Annotated in this window: 15 protein-coding genes; 2 read left to right on the top strand and 13 right to left on the bottom strand. The window is 72.2% G+C overall.

Translation table 11 applies throughout. From position 1 onward, the window contains the following. Positions 1–145: 145 nt before the first annotated feature. The 8 genes from ACIHFE_RS16200 to ACIHFE_RS16165 form a co-directional block, all read right to left on the bottom strand. Entirely contained in the window at positions 146–559 is a 414-nt protein-coding gene (locus ACIHFE_RS16200; protein WP_400106897.1) for a DUF3151 domain-containing protein, read from the bottom strand. Positions 560–693: 134 nt separating this feature from the next. Continuing rightward, positions 694–2,157, bottom strand: a complete 1,464-nt coding sequence (locus ACIHFE_RS16195; protein WP_400106895.1) for a DHA2 family efflux MFS transporter permease subunit — start codon at positions 2,155–2,157, stop codon at positions 694–696. A gap of 96 nt (positions 2,158–2,253) precedes the next feature. Further along, a complete protein-coding gene (fbaA, locus tag ACIHFE_RS16190; protein WP_400106894.1) occupies positions 2,254–3,276 on the bottom strand; it encodes a class II fructose-bisphosphate aldolase in 1,023 nt (340 codons plus the stop codon). Positions 3,277–3,467: 191 nt separating this feature from the next. Next, complete coding sequence (gene pyrE, locus ACIHFE_RS16185; RefSeq protein WP_400106892.1) at positions 3,468–4,007, bottom strand: orotate phosphoribosyltransferase; 540 nt, start codon at positions 4,005–4,007, stop codon at positions 3,468–3,470. 10 nt (positions 4,008–4,017) lie between these two features. Then, complete coding sequence (locus ACIHFE_RS16180) at positions 4,018–4,824, bottom strand: aldose 1-epimerase (RefSeq protein ID WP_400106890.1); 807 nt, start codon at positions 4,822–4,824, stop codon at positions 4,018–4,020. 32 nt (positions 4,825–4,856) lie between these two features. Continuing rightward, a complete protein-coding gene (locus tag ACIHFE_RS16175) occupies positions 4,857–5,621 on the bottom strand; it encodes an SRPBCC domain-containing protein (RefSeq protein ID WP_400106888.1) in 765 nt (254 codons plus the stop codon). A gap of 55 nt (positions 5,622–5,676) precedes the next feature. Continuing rightward, positions 5,677–6,327 (bottom strand): NAD(P)-dependent oxidoreductase, encoded by a 651-nt coding sequence (locus ACIHFE_RS16170; RefSeq protein WP_400106886.1) that lies wholly within the window; start codon positions 6,325–6,327, stop codon positions 5,677–5,679. 34 nt (positions 6,328–6,361) lie between these two features. Further along, positions 6,362–6,988, bottom strand: coding sequence for a DsbA family protein (locus tag ACIHFE_RS16165; RefSeq protein ID WP_400106884.1), 627 nt, complete (start codon positions 6,986–6,988; stop codon positions 6,362–6,364). Between the two features lie 98 nt (positions 6,989–7,086). Here ACIHFE_RS16165 and ACIHFE_RS16160 point away from each other — a divergent pair, with 98 nt between their 5' ends. After that, positions 7,087–7,962: an AraC family transcriptional regulator gene (locus ACIHFE_RS16160; protein WP_400106882.1), complete on the top strand. Its 876-nt coding sequence runs from the start codon at positions 7,087–7,089 to the stop codon at positions 7,960–7,962. Here the strand turns inward: ACIHFE_RS16160 and ACIHFE_RS16155 are convergent. From ACIHFE_RS16155 to ACIHFE_RS16145, 3 genes are all read right to left on the bottom strand, one after another. Further along, a complete protein-coding gene (locus ACIHFE_RS16155) occupies positions 7,956–9,494 on the bottom strand; it encodes a polyamine aminopropyltransferase (RefSeq protein WP_400106880.1) in 1,539 nt (512 codons plus the stop codon). The two genes, ACIHFE_RS16160 and ACIHFE_RS16155, sit on opposite strands and share 7 nt — an antisense overlap. 49 nt (positions 9,495–9,543) lie before the next feature. Further along, a complete protein-coding gene (locus ACIHFE_RS16150; RefSeq protein WP_400106878.1) occupies positions 9,544–10,131 on the bottom strand; it encodes a DUF2617 family protein in 588 nt (195 codons plus the stop codon). 352 nt (positions 10,132–10,483) lie between these two features. Then, a complete protein-coding gene (locus ACIHFE_RS16145) occupies positions 10,484–11,653 on the bottom strand; it encodes an aminotransferase class I/II-fold pyridoxal phosphate-dependent enzyme (protein ID WP_400106876.1) in 1,170 nt (389 codons plus the stop codon). Positions 11,654–11,938: 285 nt separating this feature from the next. On the opposite strand from ACIHFE_RS16145, the gene ACIHFE_RS16140 reads away from it, so the two are divergent. Continuing rightward, complete coding sequence (locus tag ACIHFE_RS16140) at positions 11,939–13,141, top strand: hypothetical protein (RefSeq protein ID WP_400106874.1); 1,203 nt, start codon at positions 11,939–11,941, stop codon at positions 13,139–13,141. 13 nt (positions 13,142–13,154) lie between these two features. Here the strand turns inward: ACIHFE_RS16140 and ACIHFE_RS16135 are convergent, their stop codons facing one another. Further along, positions 13,155–13,685 (bottom strand): YbjN domain-containing protein, encoded by a 531-nt coding sequence (locus tag ACIHFE_RS16135; RefSeq protein WP_400106872.1) that lies wholly within the window; start codon positions 13,683–13,685, stop codon positions 13,155–13,157. A 78-nt stretch (positions 13,686–13,763) separates the two neighbouring features. Beyond that, the gene (gene clpB, locus ACIHFE_RS16130; RefSeq protein ID WP_400106870.1) at positions 13,764–16,409 is read right to left on the bottom strand and encodes an ATP-dependent chaperone ClpB; all 2,646 of its coding nucleotides are present in this window, start codon (positions 16,407–16,409) and stop codon (positions 13,764–13,766) included. Positions 16,410–16,565: the final 156 nt, after the last annotated feature.

Below are 16,565 nucleotides of genomic sequence, written 5' to 3'. Positions count from 1 at the left end.
TGCCTCCCCTGACGGCTGTCCCGGGATCGCCGGGTCTCGCCGCGATCATCGTGCGGGGAGGCCGCTCCGGCAAGGGTTCGCGCCCATTGCCGGAGGGCTCGGAGGGCTGGGTGGGCTGAGAGCTCGGGCGGCGGTCCGGCCGGTCTCAGCCCAGGGTGCCGGCGGCCGTGGGGGAGCTGTCCCGCAGGAAGGTGGAGCAGCGCTCGTACTCCTCCTGCTCGCCGATCGCCTGGGCGGCCCGGGCGAGGGCGTGCAGGGCGCGCAGGAAGCCGCGGTTGGGCTCGTGCTCGAAGGGGATGGGGCCATGGCCCTTCCAGCCGCTGCGGCGCAGGGCGTCCAGGCCGCGGTGGTAGCCGGTGCGGGCGTAGGCGTAGGACTCGACGGTACGGCCGGCCTCGAAGGCGTCGTCGGCGAGCTGGGCCCAGGCCAGCGAGGACGCCGGGTACTGGGCGGCCACCTCGGCCGGCGCGGCGCCGGAGGCGAGCGCCTCGCGGGGCTCGGGGTCGTCGGGCAGGTGGGTGGGGGGCGGTCCCCCGAGCAGGTTCTCGTGAATGGACATGGGCTCCATCGTATTTCCGGGGCGCGGGGATCGGGCCGTTCCGGAGCCGGGTTCGGACTCCGGTTCGGATCCCGGTGCGGAACGGGGTGCGGATCCGGGTGCGGAACGGGGTGCGGATCCGGGCCGGGCGGGCCTCAGCGGTCCCCGGGATCCAGCGGCGGCGCGCTCACCCCGCAGTGGTACTCGGCCTCCGGATGGCAGGCGCCCTCCCGGGGCTCCCTGACCGTGCACCAGGCCAGCACCGCGCCCACCACCAGCGACCCCGCGCAGTACAGCATCGACCTGCGGAAGCCCTGCCCGAACGCGGCCGGGTCACGGTAGGAGCTCTCGCCCAGCCCGGCGGCCAGCGGCAGCGCGGCCACCGCCACCAGGCCCGCCGCCCGGGCGGCGGCGTTGTTGATGCCACTGGCGATCCCGGCCCGGGACACCTCCACCGAGGCCAGCACGGTGGCGGTCAGCGGGGCCACCAGGGCCACCATGCCCAGCCCCAGCACCAGCAGCGCGGGCAGCACATCCCGCCAGTACACCGCCCCGGCACCCACCCGGGTCATCAGCAGCATGCCGGCCGCGCACAGCAGCGGGCCGACGGTCAGCGGCAGCCGGGGCCCGATCTGCTGCCCCAGCCGCCCGGACCGGCCGGACAGCAGCAGCATCAGCACCGTGGTGGGCAGCAGCGCGGTGCCGGCGGCCAGCGCCGACCACCCGGACACGATCTGCAGTTGCAGCACGGACAGGAAGAAGAAGCCGCTGAACGCCGCGTAGACACACACGGTGACCGCGTTGACCGCGGAGAACACCCGGATCCGGAAGAGCGCGGGCGGCAGCATCGGCTCCGCCCGCCGCCCCTCCACCCGGACAAAGGCCACCCCCAGCAGCACCCCGGCCACCGCCGGCACCAGCACCTGCGGAGAGGCGCCCTTGGCCGGGGCGGCGATCAGGGCATAGGTCACCAGGCCCAGGGCCAGCGCCCCCAGCACCGCGCCCAGCACATCGAAGCGGCCGTGCGCCGAAGGGTCCCGGGTCTCCGGCACCCGCCGCAGGGCCACCGGGACACAGACCGCGGCCACCGGCAGGTTGATCAGGAACACCCAGCGCCAGCCCGGCCCGTCCACCAGCCAGCCGCCCAGGAACGGGCCCACCGCGGTGGCCACCCCGCCCAGCCCGGACCAGGCGCCCACCGCGGCCGCCCGGTCGTCGGGGTGGAACACGGACTGGATCAGGGCCAGCGAGCCTGGGGTCAGCAGCGCCCCGCCCACGCCCTGCAGGGCGCGCGCCGTGATCAGCACCCCGGCGCTGGGGGCCAGCCCGCACAGCAGCGAGGCCAGCGCGAACCACACCACGCCCACCACGAACACCCGCCGCCGGCCGTAGCGGTCGCCCAGCGCACCGCCGAGCAGGATCAGCCCGGCCAGGGTGAGCATGTAGGCGTTGACGGTCCACTGCAGCACGGCCAGCCCGGCGCCCAGGTCCCGGCCGATATGCGGCAGCGCGACATTGACCACGGTGCTGTCCAGCATCGCCATGCCGGAGCCCAGTACGGCCGTCAGCAGCACAGCTCTGCCGGCGGGCGTCCCCAGGCGCACCGCGCTCTCGCTCATGCCCCGATGGTCTCCCGGCGGGCCGGGGACGGCCATACGAGCGGTCATGCGAAAGGCCCGGCACCCTGTGGTGCCGGGCCTTTCACGCGCAAGCGCTTACTTCAGCCTGGTGCCGGTGGCGCGCAGGTTGGCGCAGGCCTCGGTGACGCGCTTGGCCATGCCCGCCTCGGCCAGCTTGCCCCAGCTGCGCGGGTCGTAGGTCTTCTTGTTGCCGACCTCGCCGTCGACCTTCAGCACACCGTCGTAGTTGCGGAACATGTGGTCCGCGACCGGGCGGGTGAAGGCGTACTGAGTGTCGGTGTCCAGGTTCATCTTCACCACGCCGTTCTCCAGCGCGGTGTGGATCTCCTCCTCGGTGGAGCCGGAGCCGCCGTGGAAGACGAAGTCGAAGGGGTCGGCCTTGCCGAAGCGAGCGGCCACGCCCGCCTGGAGGTCCTTGAGCAGCTCGGGGCGGAGCACCACATTGCCCGGCTTGTAGACGCCGTGGACGTTGCCGAAGGAGGCGGCCAGCAGGTAGCGGCCCTTCTCGCCCAGGCCCAGGGCCTCGGCGGTGCGCAGGGCGTCGTCGACGGTGGTGTACAGCTCGTCGTTGATCTCGTGGCTGACGCCGTCCTCCTCGCCACCGGTGGGGGTGATCTCCACCTCGAGGATGATCTTGGCGGCGGCAGCCTTGGCCAGCAGCTCCTGGGCGATGGACAGGTTGTCGGCGAGGGTCTCGGCCGAGCCGTCCCACATGTGGGACTGGAACAGCGGGTTCTGGCCCTTGGCGACGCGCTCCGCGGAGATGTCGATCAGCGGACGGACATACCCGTCCAGCTTGTCCTTGGGGCAGTGGTCGGTGTGCAGCGCGATGTTCACCGGGTACTTCTGGGCGACCACATGCGCGAACTCGGCCAGGCCGACCGCGCCGGTGACCATGTCCTTGCTGAACTGACCGCCCAGGAACTCCGCGCCACCGGTGGAGATCTGGATGATGCCGTCGCTCTCCGCCTCGGCGAAGCCGCGCAGCGCCGCGTGCAGAGTCTGGGTCGAGGTCACATTGATGGCCGGGTAGGCGAACTTGCCTGCCTTCGCCCGGTCGAGCATCTCGTTGTAGACCTCGGAGGTTGCGATGGGCATTGTCCGCTCCTTGTGATGTACGCGGTGGCTACTTTGCCTAAGAGGGGGCGACGGTCATCGTCGGACCCATCTTCCCAGACTCACCGAATTGCTCCACAGGTGGACTGTTCGGGAAAGCGCGCAGGGGGTGAGGTTTCACGTGAAACCTCACCCCCTGGCGGAAAAGCCCAGGTCAGCCCAGAGGGCAACCGTCAGGACAGCTCAAGGTCGCCCAGACCGTAGGCCGTGATGTAGCTCAGCCCCGCGTCCGCGATGGCCTGGGCGGCGCCGCGGTCCACGATGGTGGCCACCGCGACCACCTCGGCGCCGGCCTCCCGGGCCGCCTCCACGGCGGTCAGCGGGGAGCCGCCGGTGGTGGAGGTGTCCTCGACCACCAGCACCCGGCGGCCCTTGATGTCCGGGCCCTCGATGCGGCGCTGCATGCCGTGCGTCTTCTGGGCCTTGCGGACCACAAAGGCGTCCAGCCTGCGGCCGCGCGCGGCGGCCGCGTGCAGCATGGAGGCGGCGACCGGGTCGGCGCCCAGGGTGAGGCCGCCGACCGCGTCGAACTCCAGGTCCGCGGTGGCGTCCAGCATCACCTGACCGACCAGCGGCGCCGCCTCGGCGTCCAGGGTGATCCGGCGCAGGTCGATGTAGTAGTCGGCCTCCTTGCCGGAGGAGAGGGTCACCTTGCCGTGGATCACGGCCTTGTTCTTGATCTGCTGAAGCAGGGCGTCACGCGCGTCGGTCATGCCGATGAGCTTAGGCGAGGGTGCGCCAGGTCCAGGTGGTGGCGACCTCCAGCGGATCGATGGGCGTCACCAGGCGCGGGTGGCTGTTCAGCCCGTTCGGCGGGCCGGACTGGGGCTCCACACAGACGGCCGCCTCCTGTTCGTCATAGACCACCACCCACTCGGCGCGGCTGGTGACGGTGAGCTCCAGGGCGCCCGGCCAGGTGAGGGTGGTCTGGACGCCGTCGGGCATGCCGAAGCAGTCGTCCCAGGGGCCGGGGCGGGGCTCGATGCGGCGGCCGGTGGGGATGTGGTCCTCGCCGCGCTCCTCCTGCCAGGCGGGGGTGAAGTCCAGCCGGACGTCCGCACCGCCCCCGAGGCTGCCGCCGTCGAGGCTGCGCAGGAACCAGGGGTGCCAGCCGGCCTGCGCCGGGAAGGAGTCGGCGGTGGCCTCCACACCCATGGCCAGGGTGAGGGAATCCTCGGTCAGCTCCACCGTCTGGGTGACGCGGCCGGGGTACGGCCAGGGGTCGGCGAGGTCATAGGCGAGGACCGCCGAGGCGCCGTCCGCCTTCACGATGCGCCAGGCGGTGTCGCGGCCGGTGCCGTGAATGGCGTGCGGGGGGTGGTTGACGGGCAGCTCACGGACGCGGTCGCCGTCGCGGAAGCGGCCATAGGCGGTGCGGCCGCACCAGGGGACCATCGGGAAGGAGCCGTACTTCTCTCCTTGCCGCAGGATTTCGGTGCCATGGATCTTCAGGCTGGTCAGGCGGCAGCCCTGGCGGTCCACGGTGACTTCGGCGGGGCCGGCCGTCAGCCGGGTGATGTCATTGCTCACGGTCCGACCCTAAGTTCCCCACGGCGGAAACCTCAGCGGCGGCGCCGCAGCACGCGTCCCACCACCACCGCGGAAGCGAGCAGCACGGCCGCCGGCGCGGCCCAGCGCAGCGCCGCCCGCCCGGTCACCGTCTCCGGCGCCGGCACCGGTGCGTAGCGCCCCCGCGGCGGAGCGTGGTCCACCTCCTCCGCGGAACGCCCGATCATGGTGCGCCGCGCATGCGCGGCCTCGGCCGGCGGCTCGTCCTCGCCGAGCAGCGCCTCCTCCACGGCCTCGGTGTCGATGGCGTCGACGTCCGCGCCCAGACCGTCCGTCGCGGGACCGTTCTCCGCGAGGGCCTCCGGAGCGGCCGAGGGCTCCGCCTCCTGGCCCCGCAGCTCCTCCGCCAGCGCCGCGCCGAACCGGTCCAGCAGGCGCCGCGCCACCCCCTGCACCGTCTTCTCGTCGAACTCGGCCAGCCGCCCCGCGCTGTCCACCGAACCCGTGCAGGCCAGCCGGGTCCCGCCCGGCACCGGCTCCGCCTCCGCGCGCAGCACCAGCGTCACCGTGGCCGAGCCCCGCGCCTCCATGCCCTCGCCGGACAGTTCATAGCGCCCGTCCCGCTCCGTCAGCCGCAGCTCGCCCCGGTAGGTGATGGTGGAACCCCCGATGCGCACCCGCAGCCGGCCGGCCAGCGCGCCGCCCTCGTCGCCCGCGTCATGCTGCAGGCCGGGAACGCACCTGGCCACCCGTCCGGGGTCGGCGAGTACCCGCCGTACGGCCTCGACGGGAAACGGAACGAACACCTCATGCTCCATGGCAAGCGAGCCTACCCACCGGTTCGCCCGACGGGCACCGCCCGTACCCGGAAACTCAGTAGCCGACCGTGAACCGCTCCCCGAGGTGCTCGGCCTTCTCCACCTCGTCCAGCAGCGCGACCGCGTAGTCCTCGGCGGAGATCCGGCTGTTGCCCTCCGCGTCCACCACCAGGTCCTCCAGCGCGGTGCGGTAGGTGCCGGTGCGCTCGCCCGGCTCGATCAGGGCGGCCGGGCTGAGGTTGGTCCAGCGGACGTCCCGGACGGTGCGGTAGTAGTCCAGCGCGTCCCCGTGAGCGTGCATGATCTGGAGCAGGAACTCGGGGATGCCCTCGCCGTCCCACACCAGGGTCCCGTCCGGCTTGCGCAGCGATCCGGCGCCGCCCACCGCGATCAGCCGCGGGGCGGTCTCGCCGAGCGAACGCAGCGCCTGCACCAGGGACTTGGCGGCCGGCGCGATGGTCGCCTGGTGGCCGGGGCCGCCCCCGCCGCCGACCGCGCTGATCACCACGTCCTGGCCCTCGGCCACCGCGGCCACCGACTCCGGGTCCAGGACGTCGCCGGTGACCACGGTCAGGCCCGGGTGCTGCTCGGTGAACTTGGCGGGGTCGCGGACCACCGCCGTGACCTGGTGGCCGCGGTCCAGCGCCTCGCGCAGAATCCGGCCGCCGATGGTTCCGCCGGCACCGAAGAGTGCGATCTTGGCCATGGGTTTCTCCTCCGTGTTGTCCCGGTCGACCGGGTCAGTTGCCATGTTCATCGAGCGCCCGGGTGAGCGCTCGCGCGGAAGTGGTGGGGCCGCCCAGCCGGCGCACTCCGCCGTCCGGGGTGTGCAGCAGCAAGCTGGGGAAGGAATCCACGCCCAGCCGGCGGACCTCGCGGAAGCCCTCCAGCGCCGTGCGGCGGCTGTCCTGGCCGGTGTACGCGGCCACCGCGGCCGCCCCGTCCAGGTCGGCGGCCAGGGCCACCGAGCGCACCGTCTCCGGGTCGGACAGGCTCCGTCCGTCCAGGTACCAGGCCCGCTGCAGTGCGCCGGCCAGCTCCAGGGTCCGCTCCGGGGCCTGCTGCCCCAGCGCCACCAGGGCGGTGGCGGCCGCGGCCGAGTCCAGGACCGAAGTGCCTTCGGCGATCGCCCGGGCGTACCCCTCGCCGAACACCGCGCCGGTCAGCCCGGCGATCCGGGCGTCCGCGGCGGGGATGTAGGGGTAGGCCGAGACCGGCTTGGCCGAGGGGCCCGTGAACAGACCGCCGCTGAGCACCGTGAGCTCCAGCCGGCCGGCGTTCACCTGTGCGAACTCGCGAACGGTCGGACCAAAGCCGTAGCACCAGCCGCAGTAGGCGTCGAAGGCGTAGGTGACTTGCGCTGCCATGTCTTTCACCAGAATCGTTGCTTGTAGAACCACTGTTGTGCGTGACATCCACGCTAAGCAGGCAGCAAGGCCGCGACCAGGTATGCCGAGGTCCCTCTATGGTGAAAAAGCGACACGATGACGTTATTGAGCTGACCTACCAGCCGCCGCCCGGCACCCCGGCCGGAGTGGAGGTGATGAGCCTGGCCGAGCTGCGCGCCCGGGCGCCCGAGGGGCTGCTGCCCCGCCCCCAGCGGCTGGACTTCCACCAGATCCTGGCCGTGGACTCCGGCGCGGCCACCCACACCGTGGACTTCACCGGCTACTGGCTGACCGAGGGCTCGGTGCTCTGGGTGCGCCCCGGCCAGGTCCAGCAGTTCGGCGAGGTCGCCGCGCTGGAGGGCACGGTGCTGCTGTTCCAGCCCGGCTTCCTGCCGTCCGGCAACACGGTGGCGGCGCTCGCCGACGATCTCTTCCGCCCGGTGCTGCACCAGCCGGCCGGGCCGGACCGGACGGCGGTCTTCCGGGCGGTACGGCAGCTGGCCGCCGAGTTCTCCGCCACCGGGCTGCCCGCCGAGGTGCACACCGAGATCCTGCGCCATCTGCTGTCCGTCCTGCTGCTGCGGCTGGCCCACCCCGGCACACCGGCCGGCAGCAGCGTCCCCGCGCCCGGCGACGCCTTTCTGCGCTTCCGGGCCGCGGTGGAACGGGACTTCGCCACCAGCCACCGGGTCGCCGGGTACGCCCGGGCGCTGGGCTACTCCCCGCGCACCCTCTCCCGCGCCACGCTGGCCGCGGCCGGGGTGGGCGCCAAGGAGTTCATCGACCGCCGGGTGATGCTGGAGGCCAAACGGCTGCTGGCGCACAGCGACCTGCCCGCGGTGCGGATCAGCGAGCGGCTGGGCTTCGAGGACGCCGCCAACTTCTCCAAGTTCTTCCAGCTGCGGGCGGGGCTGTCGCCCGGCGCCTTCCGGGCCTCGCTGGGCGGTCAGTAACGCGGGTGCATCAGCGTCGAGGGCAACAGCCCCTGCTGTCGGGTGAGTTCGGCGGCCCGCACACCGGCCGCCAGCGCCCCGGGCGTCAAGGTCCTTGGCTCCGGCCCGCGTTGTGGCAGGCGGGGCACAACGGGCTTACGGGACGCCAGCAGCAGCCCCCAGTCCGCCCCGCGCCCGGTGCACGGCTCCACCCGGTAGGGCACCGTGGCCAGCCCCACCGAGCGCACCGTGGCGTCCACCGTCCAGAAGGTGTGCGGCTGCCCCGCCGGGTCACCGGCATGGACGGCCAGCCGCCCGTCGGGCGCCAGCTCCCGGGCCACCAGGCCGTAGAACTCCTGGGAGTAGAGCTTGGCGCCCGCCGTGCCCCGGGGGTCGGGGAGATCGCAGATCACCACGTCATAGGGCGCGGACGACACCGGGCGGCGGCGCAGCCAGCGGAACAGTCCGGCGGAGACCACCGCCACCCTGGGGTCCCGGTAGGCACCCTGGTTGAGGGCGGCCAGCCCGGGATCCGAGCGGGCCAGCCGCACCACTTCGGCATCGGGCTCCACCACCGTCACCGACGCCACATCCGGATAGCGCAGCACCTGGCGCAGCGCGAGACCGTCACCGCCGCCCAGCACCAGGACCCTGCGGTGCGGTCCGGCCATGGCGGGGTGCACCAGCGCCTCGGGGTGACGCAGGGGGTCGCCGCCCCCGGCGGCGAGCCGCCCGTCCAGAAACAAGGAGAGCGGCTTGCCGCCGGCGCCGCCGGTGAGCACCACCTCCTGGTGGTCGGTCTGCACCGCGATACGGACATCCGCCCCGTACACCGCCTGCCGGGCGGCCCGTTCGAAGGGGCCGGTGAGCGCCGAGCAGACGGCCAGCGCGAGCAGCACCAGGCAGTTGGCGGTCACCAGCACCCAGCGCGCCCGGGTGCTCAGATCACGGCGGAACAGCCAGAGCACCAGTGCCCCGCCGGCCACCGCGTTGACCGCGCCGGTGACCAGCGCCCCGGTCAGCTGTCCCAGCACCGGCAGCAGCAGGAAGGGAAAGGCCAGCCCGCCGACCAGGGCGCCCACATAGTCGGCGGCGAACAGATCGGCCACCGCGCCGCCCGCGTCCTGCCGGCGGATGCGCTGGATCAGCGTCATCAGCAGCGGCACCTCGGCCCCGATCAGCACCCCGATGGCCAGCGAGAAGCCCACCAGGGCCGGCCGCACCTGACCGAACCAGGCGAAGCAGGCATAGAGCGCCATCGCCGACAGCCCGCCGAGCAGCGCCAGCGCCACCTCGACCAGCGCGAACCCGGCGGCCGCGCGCCCGCGCAGCCATTTGGCGAGCAGGGAGCCGACACCCATGGCGAAGACCATCACCGACAGCACCACGGATGCCTGGGTGACGGAGTCGCCGATCAGGGACGAGGCCAGGGCGACCAGTTCCAGCTCGTACACCAGCCCACAGGCGGCGCAGACGAAGACGGTGGTCAGCACGAGGAGGCGGCCGATCCCGGCCGGTACGGGCAGTCGCGCGGATACCGGACGGTAGTTCATGCCGGAACGCTACGTCACGATCCGGCAACGCCCTGTCACCCACAAGGGTTTAATGCGGATCACCGGGTGCCCAGTGGCGCAACCGCCCGGCCGCCGGCCCGGTGGGGGCCGTGGACGCGGTGGACGGGGCGCCGATCCGCACCCCGACCCGGGTCCGGGTGGCCACCAGCCGCCCCTCCTGTGGATAGGCGTGCCAGGTGCGCCAGCTGACCTGCCCCTCGCACCGCTGGGCCAGCAGCGCGGTGAAGGCGTGCGGGCTGCCGGGAAAGGTGCCGGCCAGGCCCTGTGGATGCTCGGCCACCAGCGCCAGCAACTCCTGGGCGCGGCCGGCGAAGGAGCAGCGGGTCAGGGTCTCCACCCGCGCCGCGAACTCGTACTCCCAGGCGCCCACCCGCTTGGCCACACCCAGCGGCAGCGGGGTGCTGCTGCCGGGTATGCAGGCCACCGTCTCCGAGCACACTCCGCTGTCCTCCTCCAGAAGCACCTGGTGCGAGGCGCCGAGCAGCCGCAACTGCACGGTGCAGCCCGGGAACCGCAGATCGAGCACGGCCAGGGCCGGCAGCGGCTCCCGGCCCAGACACCAGGCGAGATCCGCCGCCCGGGTGTCCGTATAGCTGGTTTTGAGAGTGGTGAGCATGGGGTCGGCTCCGCGAGAGCGAGCAGTGGAGGGTGGGCCGGCCCGCCCCGAGGAGGACCAGGTCTTCGAGGGCGCCGGATCAATGCCCACAGTGGAGGCTTCCGGTTCCGTTTGAGGGTCTTTTAAGGAATCCGGAAGGAAGGAACCCGGGTGGATTCGCCTCGGCACGTGGCCCTGAATGAGAGGGGTCATTGAATCTAGCGGCGCGCACAGCATTTTTACCCATCATCGACGATTTTCCATCCATGCGTGGGGCGCGCAGCTCAAACGTTCAACCAAAAAACGCCCGGCGGGAGTTGAACCTCGCCGGGCGCATATGCGGTGTTGCTTGGGCCAGTTGCAAGTGCGCTGGTCAAACAGCCTTCAAAAGCTTCTCCACGGCCTCGGCAATCGATGTCTCCCGCTTGCAGAAAGAGAAGCGCACCAGTTGGGACGGGGTGCCCGGGCGCACGTAGAAGGCGGCCGTCGGAATGGCCACCACCCCAGCGCGCAGCGGGAGTTCACGGCAGAAACGCACGCCGTCCGTATGCCCCCACGCGCTGATGTCCGCCTGCACGAAATACCCGGCGTCCGCGCGATAGGGACGCAACCCGGCGCGCGCCAGTCCAGCGCTCAGCAGATCGCGGTTGCGCGCCAGCGTCCGCCGCAGCTCCGCGGCCCACTCCTCCACGCCCCCCAGCATCTTCGCCAACGGGCGCTGATAGGGCGCACCGGAGGTGTAGGTGAGGAACTGCTTGGCGCCCGCCACCGCCGCCACCAGCGGGGCCGGGCCGCACACCCAGCCGACCTTCCAGCCGGTGACCGAGAAGGTCTTGCCCGCCGAGGAGATGGTCAGGGTGCGCTCCCGCATCCCCGGCAGCGCCGCGATCGTCCGGTGCTCCAGACCGTCATAGACCAGGTGCTCATAGACCTCGTCCGTCACCACCGTCAGCCCGTGCTCCACCGCCAGCCCGGCCACCACCGCCAGTTCCTCGGCGGTGAACACCTTGCCGGTGGGATTGTGCGGGGAGTTCAGCAGCAGCACCCGGGTACGGGGCGTCACCGCCGCCCGCAGCGCGTCGGCGTCCAGGACGAAACGGTCGTCCTCCAGGGCCAGCGGAACCCCCACCAGCCGGGCCCCGGCGAACCGGGCCCCCGCCGGATAGGCGTCATAGCAGGGGTCGAAGGCCAGCACCTCGTCGCCCGGGTCGCACAGCCCCAGCAGCGCCGCCGCCAGTGCCTCGGTGGCCCCGGTGGTCACCAGCACCTCGTCCTGCGCCCGGTACTCCAAGCCGTAGCGCCGCAGCTGGTGCGCCGCCACCGCCTGGCGCAGCTCAAGGTGGCCATGGGCGGGCGGGTACTGGTTCTCCCCCGCCAGCACCGCCGCCGCCACGTCCTCCAGCAGACCCGGCGGACTGGCCAACTCCGGCACGCCCTGCCCCAGGTTGACCGCCCCGGTGCGCCGCGCCAGCTCCGTCATCTCCGTGAACACCGAGGTACCCAGCCCGGCCACCCGCCCGGCGGGCCTGAATCCGCGATCCACTTCCGGTCCCTCCCCATCGTCCGGCTCCCGATCCCAGCTCACCCTAGGCCGTCGAGCGCCCGCCCCGGCGCCCCCGCGACCGCCTGAGCGCCGGCGCACGCCGCCCCACGCCCCGCCCCCGCGCGGTGAACGGGCGAACGCCGGGCAAATCCCTGGCGGAATCTTGGAATCCACCGTGCGCCCGAGCGGGTGGAAGCCACACCCCCTACGGCGTGACGCACCGGAACGCCGCACACCACGCCGCATGGTCGGTATACCGCCACCCTCGTACCGGAGGTGCCTCCCGTGTCAGCCGACACCGCCGTCCCCGTACGAACGCCGGAACCGCGCGGCAGCGCCCGCCGCCTGCCCCGCGCGGACCGCATCCGCGCGGCGCTGCGCCGGGCCACCCCGGCCCTCGTCCTCTACGCGACGGCTCGGCTGACCGGACTGGCCGTGATGGCCGCCTGGGCCTGGAGCATCGGACGTCACCCGCGCAGCCTGCTGGGGCACTCCTGGGACGGCATCTGGTACGCCGGAATCGCCCGCAACGGCTATGGCCTGGTCATCCCCTCCCCCACCACCCGCGGGGTGGTCTTCAACGACCTGGCCTTCTTCCCGCTCTTCCCCGGCCTGGTGCACACCGTGGCCACCGTGCTGCCGGTCACCGTGGTCACCGCCGGCCTGCTGGTCTCCTGGACCGCCGCCGGGGCCGCCGCCTGGGGCATCTACGCGGTGGGCGAGCGGGTCCACGGCCGCCGGACGGCCACCTGGCTGGTGCTGCTGTGGGCGCTGCTGCCGCACGCCATTGTGCAGACCATGGGCTACACCGAGTCACTGATGACCGCGCTGTGCGCCTGGTCGCTGTACGCCCTGCTGACCGGCCGCCCGCTGTGGGCCGGCGCGCTGGCCCTGGTGGCCGGCCTCTCCCGGCCCAATGCCATCGCGGCCGCCGCCGCGGTCGGCTGTGTCACCCTGCTCGCCCTCTGGCGCGACCGTGCCGCCCGCACCGACTGGCGCATCTGGGCCGGGGCCGCGCTGGCCCCGCTGGGCTGGGCCGGCTATGTGCTGTGGGCGGGCTACCGCTCCGGCGGCGGGGCGCTGGGCTACTTCCGGGTCCAGCGCCGCTGGGGCTCCCGCTTCGACTTCGGCGCGGACGCGCTGCGGTTCGTCCGCCACCTCTTCGTCGGCCGCGACTATCTGGCCTACTACGGCTCGCTGATCGTGCTGGTGGTAGCCCTGATCGCGCTGGTCTTCCTGGTCCTGGCGCGCCCGCCCGCCGCGCTGCTCTGCTACGTCCTGGTGCTGTGTGTCATCGCCCTGGGCGGCTCCAGCTACTTCGCCTCCAAGCCGCGCTTTCTGCTGCCGGCCTTTCCGCTGCTGCTCCCGATGGCCCTGGGCATGGCGAGAGCCCGGCCGCGCACCGCCGTGGTGACGGTCTGCGCGCTGGCCGGGCTCTCCTTTGTCTACGGGACGTATCTGCTGACGATCGCCCGCATCCCCATGTGAGGGTGACCGGGCGTTACGCCTCGTCGTCCGGCTTGCCGTCCTCGCCCTCGATCTCGGCCTCCAGACCCAGCTGTTCCACCAGCCAGTTGTCGAACTCGATCGAGGCGCGGACCCAGCTGACCGTGCTGGAGACAAAGTGCTCCAGGGCGACGCCGACGCCGATCAGCATCTGGGCCTCACCGATCAGACGGACGGTGCCGTCGTCATTGGTGTGGGTGTAGACCTTGGGCCACAGGGTGCGGCGGTTCCAGTCGTCGATGGCCTCGAGGAGCTTGGCCTTGTCCTCGATGGCGTGCGGCCGGTCGTAGAACGTCCGGACCGAGAAGACCTGCTGCTCCTCCTCACCGCGGAACATGAAATAGGTACGGAACTGCTCCCACGGCGCGGCGAGGTCGCCCTCGTCGTCGACGAGGTACTTCAGCTCCATCTGTTCCAGCAGCTGCTTGACCAGGTCCTGGTCGGGGATGACGGGGCCGGTCGGGCCCGCCTCGTGCGGCTCTGGCTGGCCCCCGAAATTCGGAATCGAGGACGGGTCGATGCTCACCGTGGACTTCCCTTCGTACGGATACCGCCATCCTCCCTCACACCCGCCCCCGCCATGCAACCCCTGACGGGACCCGGTTCAGCCGGTCTGCCTCCCGGCCGCCGTCACCGACAGGCCGTCGCCCGCGCCCGGCACCCGGTCCACCCGGACCGTGTCCCCGTCCCGGACCTCCCCGGCCAGGATCGCCCTGGCCAGCTGGTCGCCGATGGCGGTCTGCACCAGACGGCGCAGCGGACGGGCGCCATAGGTCAGGTCGGGCGGGGTGCCGTCCAGGCTGTCATGGCCCAGGGTGGCCAGCCAGCGCAGCGCCGGCTCGGTGACATCCAGGGTGAGCCGCCGGTCCGCCAGCCGCCGCTGCAGCTGGTCGAGCTGGATCTGGGCGATCCGCTCCAACTGGCCGGTGCCCAGCGGGTGGAAGACCACGGTGTCGTCCAGCCGGTTGAGGAACTCCGGCCGGAAGGAGGCTCGTACGGTCTCCAGCACCCGTTCCTTCTTCTGCTCCTCCTTCAGCAAGGGATCGACCAGGAAGGTGGATCCCAGGTTGGAGGTCAGGATGAGGATGGTGTTGCGGAAGTCAACCGTCCGACCCTGGCCGTCGGTGAGCCGGCCGTCGTCCAGCACCTGGAGCAGGATGTCAAAGGCCTCATGGTGGGCCTTCTCCACCTCGTCCAGCAGGATCACACTGTACGGGCGCCGCCGCACCGCCTCGGTGAGCTGGCCGCCCTCCTCGTAGCCGACATAGCCGGGCGGGGCGCCCACCAGCCGGGCCACCGCGTGCTTCTCGCTGTACTCGCTCATATCGATCCGGACCATGGCCCGCTCGTCGTCGAAGAGGAAGTCGGCCAGCGCCTTGGCGAGTTCGGTCTTGCCGACGCCGGTGGGGCCCAGGAAGAGGAACGAGCCGGTGGGCCGGTCCGGGTCGGCGATGCCGGCCCGGCTGCGGCGCACCGCGTCGGACACCGCCCGTACCGCTTCCTCCTGGCCGATCAGCCGCTTGCCGATCTCCTCCTCCATGCGCAGCAGCTTCTGGGTCTCGCCCTCCAGCAGGCGGCCGGCCGGGATGCCGGTCCAGGAGGCCACCACCTCGGCGATGTCGTCCGAGCCGACCTCCTCCTTGACCATGAGGTTCCTGGTCTCGGCCTCCTGCTCGGCCTCCTGTTCGGCCTCGGCCGCCTCCGCCAGCTCCCGCTCCAGGGCCGGGATCTCGCCGTAGAGCAGCTTGGACGCGGTGTCGAAGTCGCCGTCCCGCTGGGCCCGTTCGGCCTGCCCGCGCAGATCGTCCAGGCGCTCCTTGAGCTCGCCGACCCGGTTGAGGGACTGCTTCTCGCGCTCCCAGCGGGCGGTGAGACCGCGCAACTCCTCTTCCTTGTCGGCCAGATCACGGCGCAGCCTGGCCAGCCGCTCCTGGCTGGCCGGGTCGGATTCGTTATTGAGGGCCAGCTCCTCCATCTTCAACCGGTCGACGGCGCGCTGGAGTTCGTCGATCTCCACCGGGGAGGAGTCGATCTCCATCCGCAGCCGGGAGGCCGCCTCGTCCACCAGGTCGATGGCCTTGTCCGGCAGGAAGCGGGAGGTGATGTACCGGTCGGAGAGGGTGGCCGCGGCCACCAGCGCCGAGTCCGCGATCTGCACCTTGTGGTGGGCCTCGTAGCGCCCCTTGAGGCCGCGCAGGATGGCGATGGTGTCCTCCACCGAGGGCTCGGCCACCAGCACCTGCTGGAAGCGGCGCTCCAGCGCCGGGTCCTTCTCGATCCGCTCCCGGTACTCGTCCAGGGTGGTGGCACCCACCATGCGCAGCTCGCCACGGGCCAGCATGGGCTTGAGCATATTGCCCGCGTCCATCGCCGAATCCCCGCCGGCGCCAGCCCCCACCACCGTGTGCAGCTCGTCGATGAAGGTGATGATCTGGCCCTCGCTGGACTTGATCTCCGCGAGGACGGTCTTCAGCCGCTCCTCGAACTCGCCCCGGTACTTGGCGCCCGCGACCATGGCGCCCAGGTCCAGCGCCACCAGCCGCTTGTTCTTCAGCGACTCCGGCACATCCCCCTTCACTATCCGCTGGGCCAGCCCCTCCACCACGGCGGTCTTGCCGACGCCCGGCTCGCCGATCAGCACCGGGTTGTTCTTGGTGCGGCGGGACAGCACCTGCACCACCCGCCGGATCTCATGATCCCGGCCGATGACGGGGTCGAGCTTGCCGTCGCGCGCCGCCGCCGTGAAGTCGGTGCCGAACTTCTCCAGCGCCTTGTAGGTGCCCTCCGGGTCCGGGGTGGTCACCCGCTGCCCGCCGCGCGCCTTCTGGAAGGCGGCCAGCAGTTTCTTCGCCGAGGCGCCCTGCTGCTCCAGCAGCTCGCCGGTGCGGCCGCCCTTGGCCGCCAGGCCGATCAGCAGGTGCTCGGTGGAGACATACTCGTCCGCCAGCTCGCGGGCCCGCTCCGCGGCGTCCGCGATCACCGCCAGCAGCTCCCGGCTGGGCTGTGGCGCGGCCACGGTCGACCCCTGCGCGCGGGGCAGCCCGCCCAGCTGCCGCTCGGCCCCGCCGCGCAGCGCGGCGGCGTCCGCCTCCACGGCAGCCAGCAGGTCCAGCAGGTTCTCGTTCTCCTGGCCGGCGAGCAGCGCCAGCAGCAGGTGCGCGGGGGTCATATCGGCGTGTCCGGCCGACACGGCCCGCTCCTGGGCGGCGGCCAGCGCCTCCCGGCTCTTGTTGGTCAGCTCGGCGTCCACGGCTTGGGGCTCCTCCTGGTCCTGGCCTGGCTGTTTATCTGCCTTGCTCGGAGCAACATGCAGTAAGTTGAGTCTATTCCACTCAAGGTTGGTTTGGGGAGCCCGAGGCCGGGGATCCCCACCTGCGAGTGAAGCCGGGCCCGGCCCGGTGCGCCA

This window comes from Streptomyces sp. NPDC052396, from assembly GCF_044593195.1.
In the GTDB taxonomy this organism is placed as follows: Bacteria; Actinomycetota; Actinomycetes; order Streptomycetales; family Streptomycetaceae; genus Streptomyces.
Note: the sequence above shows the minus strand (reverse complement) of the source record. Positions and strands in the feature narration are given on the sequence as shown.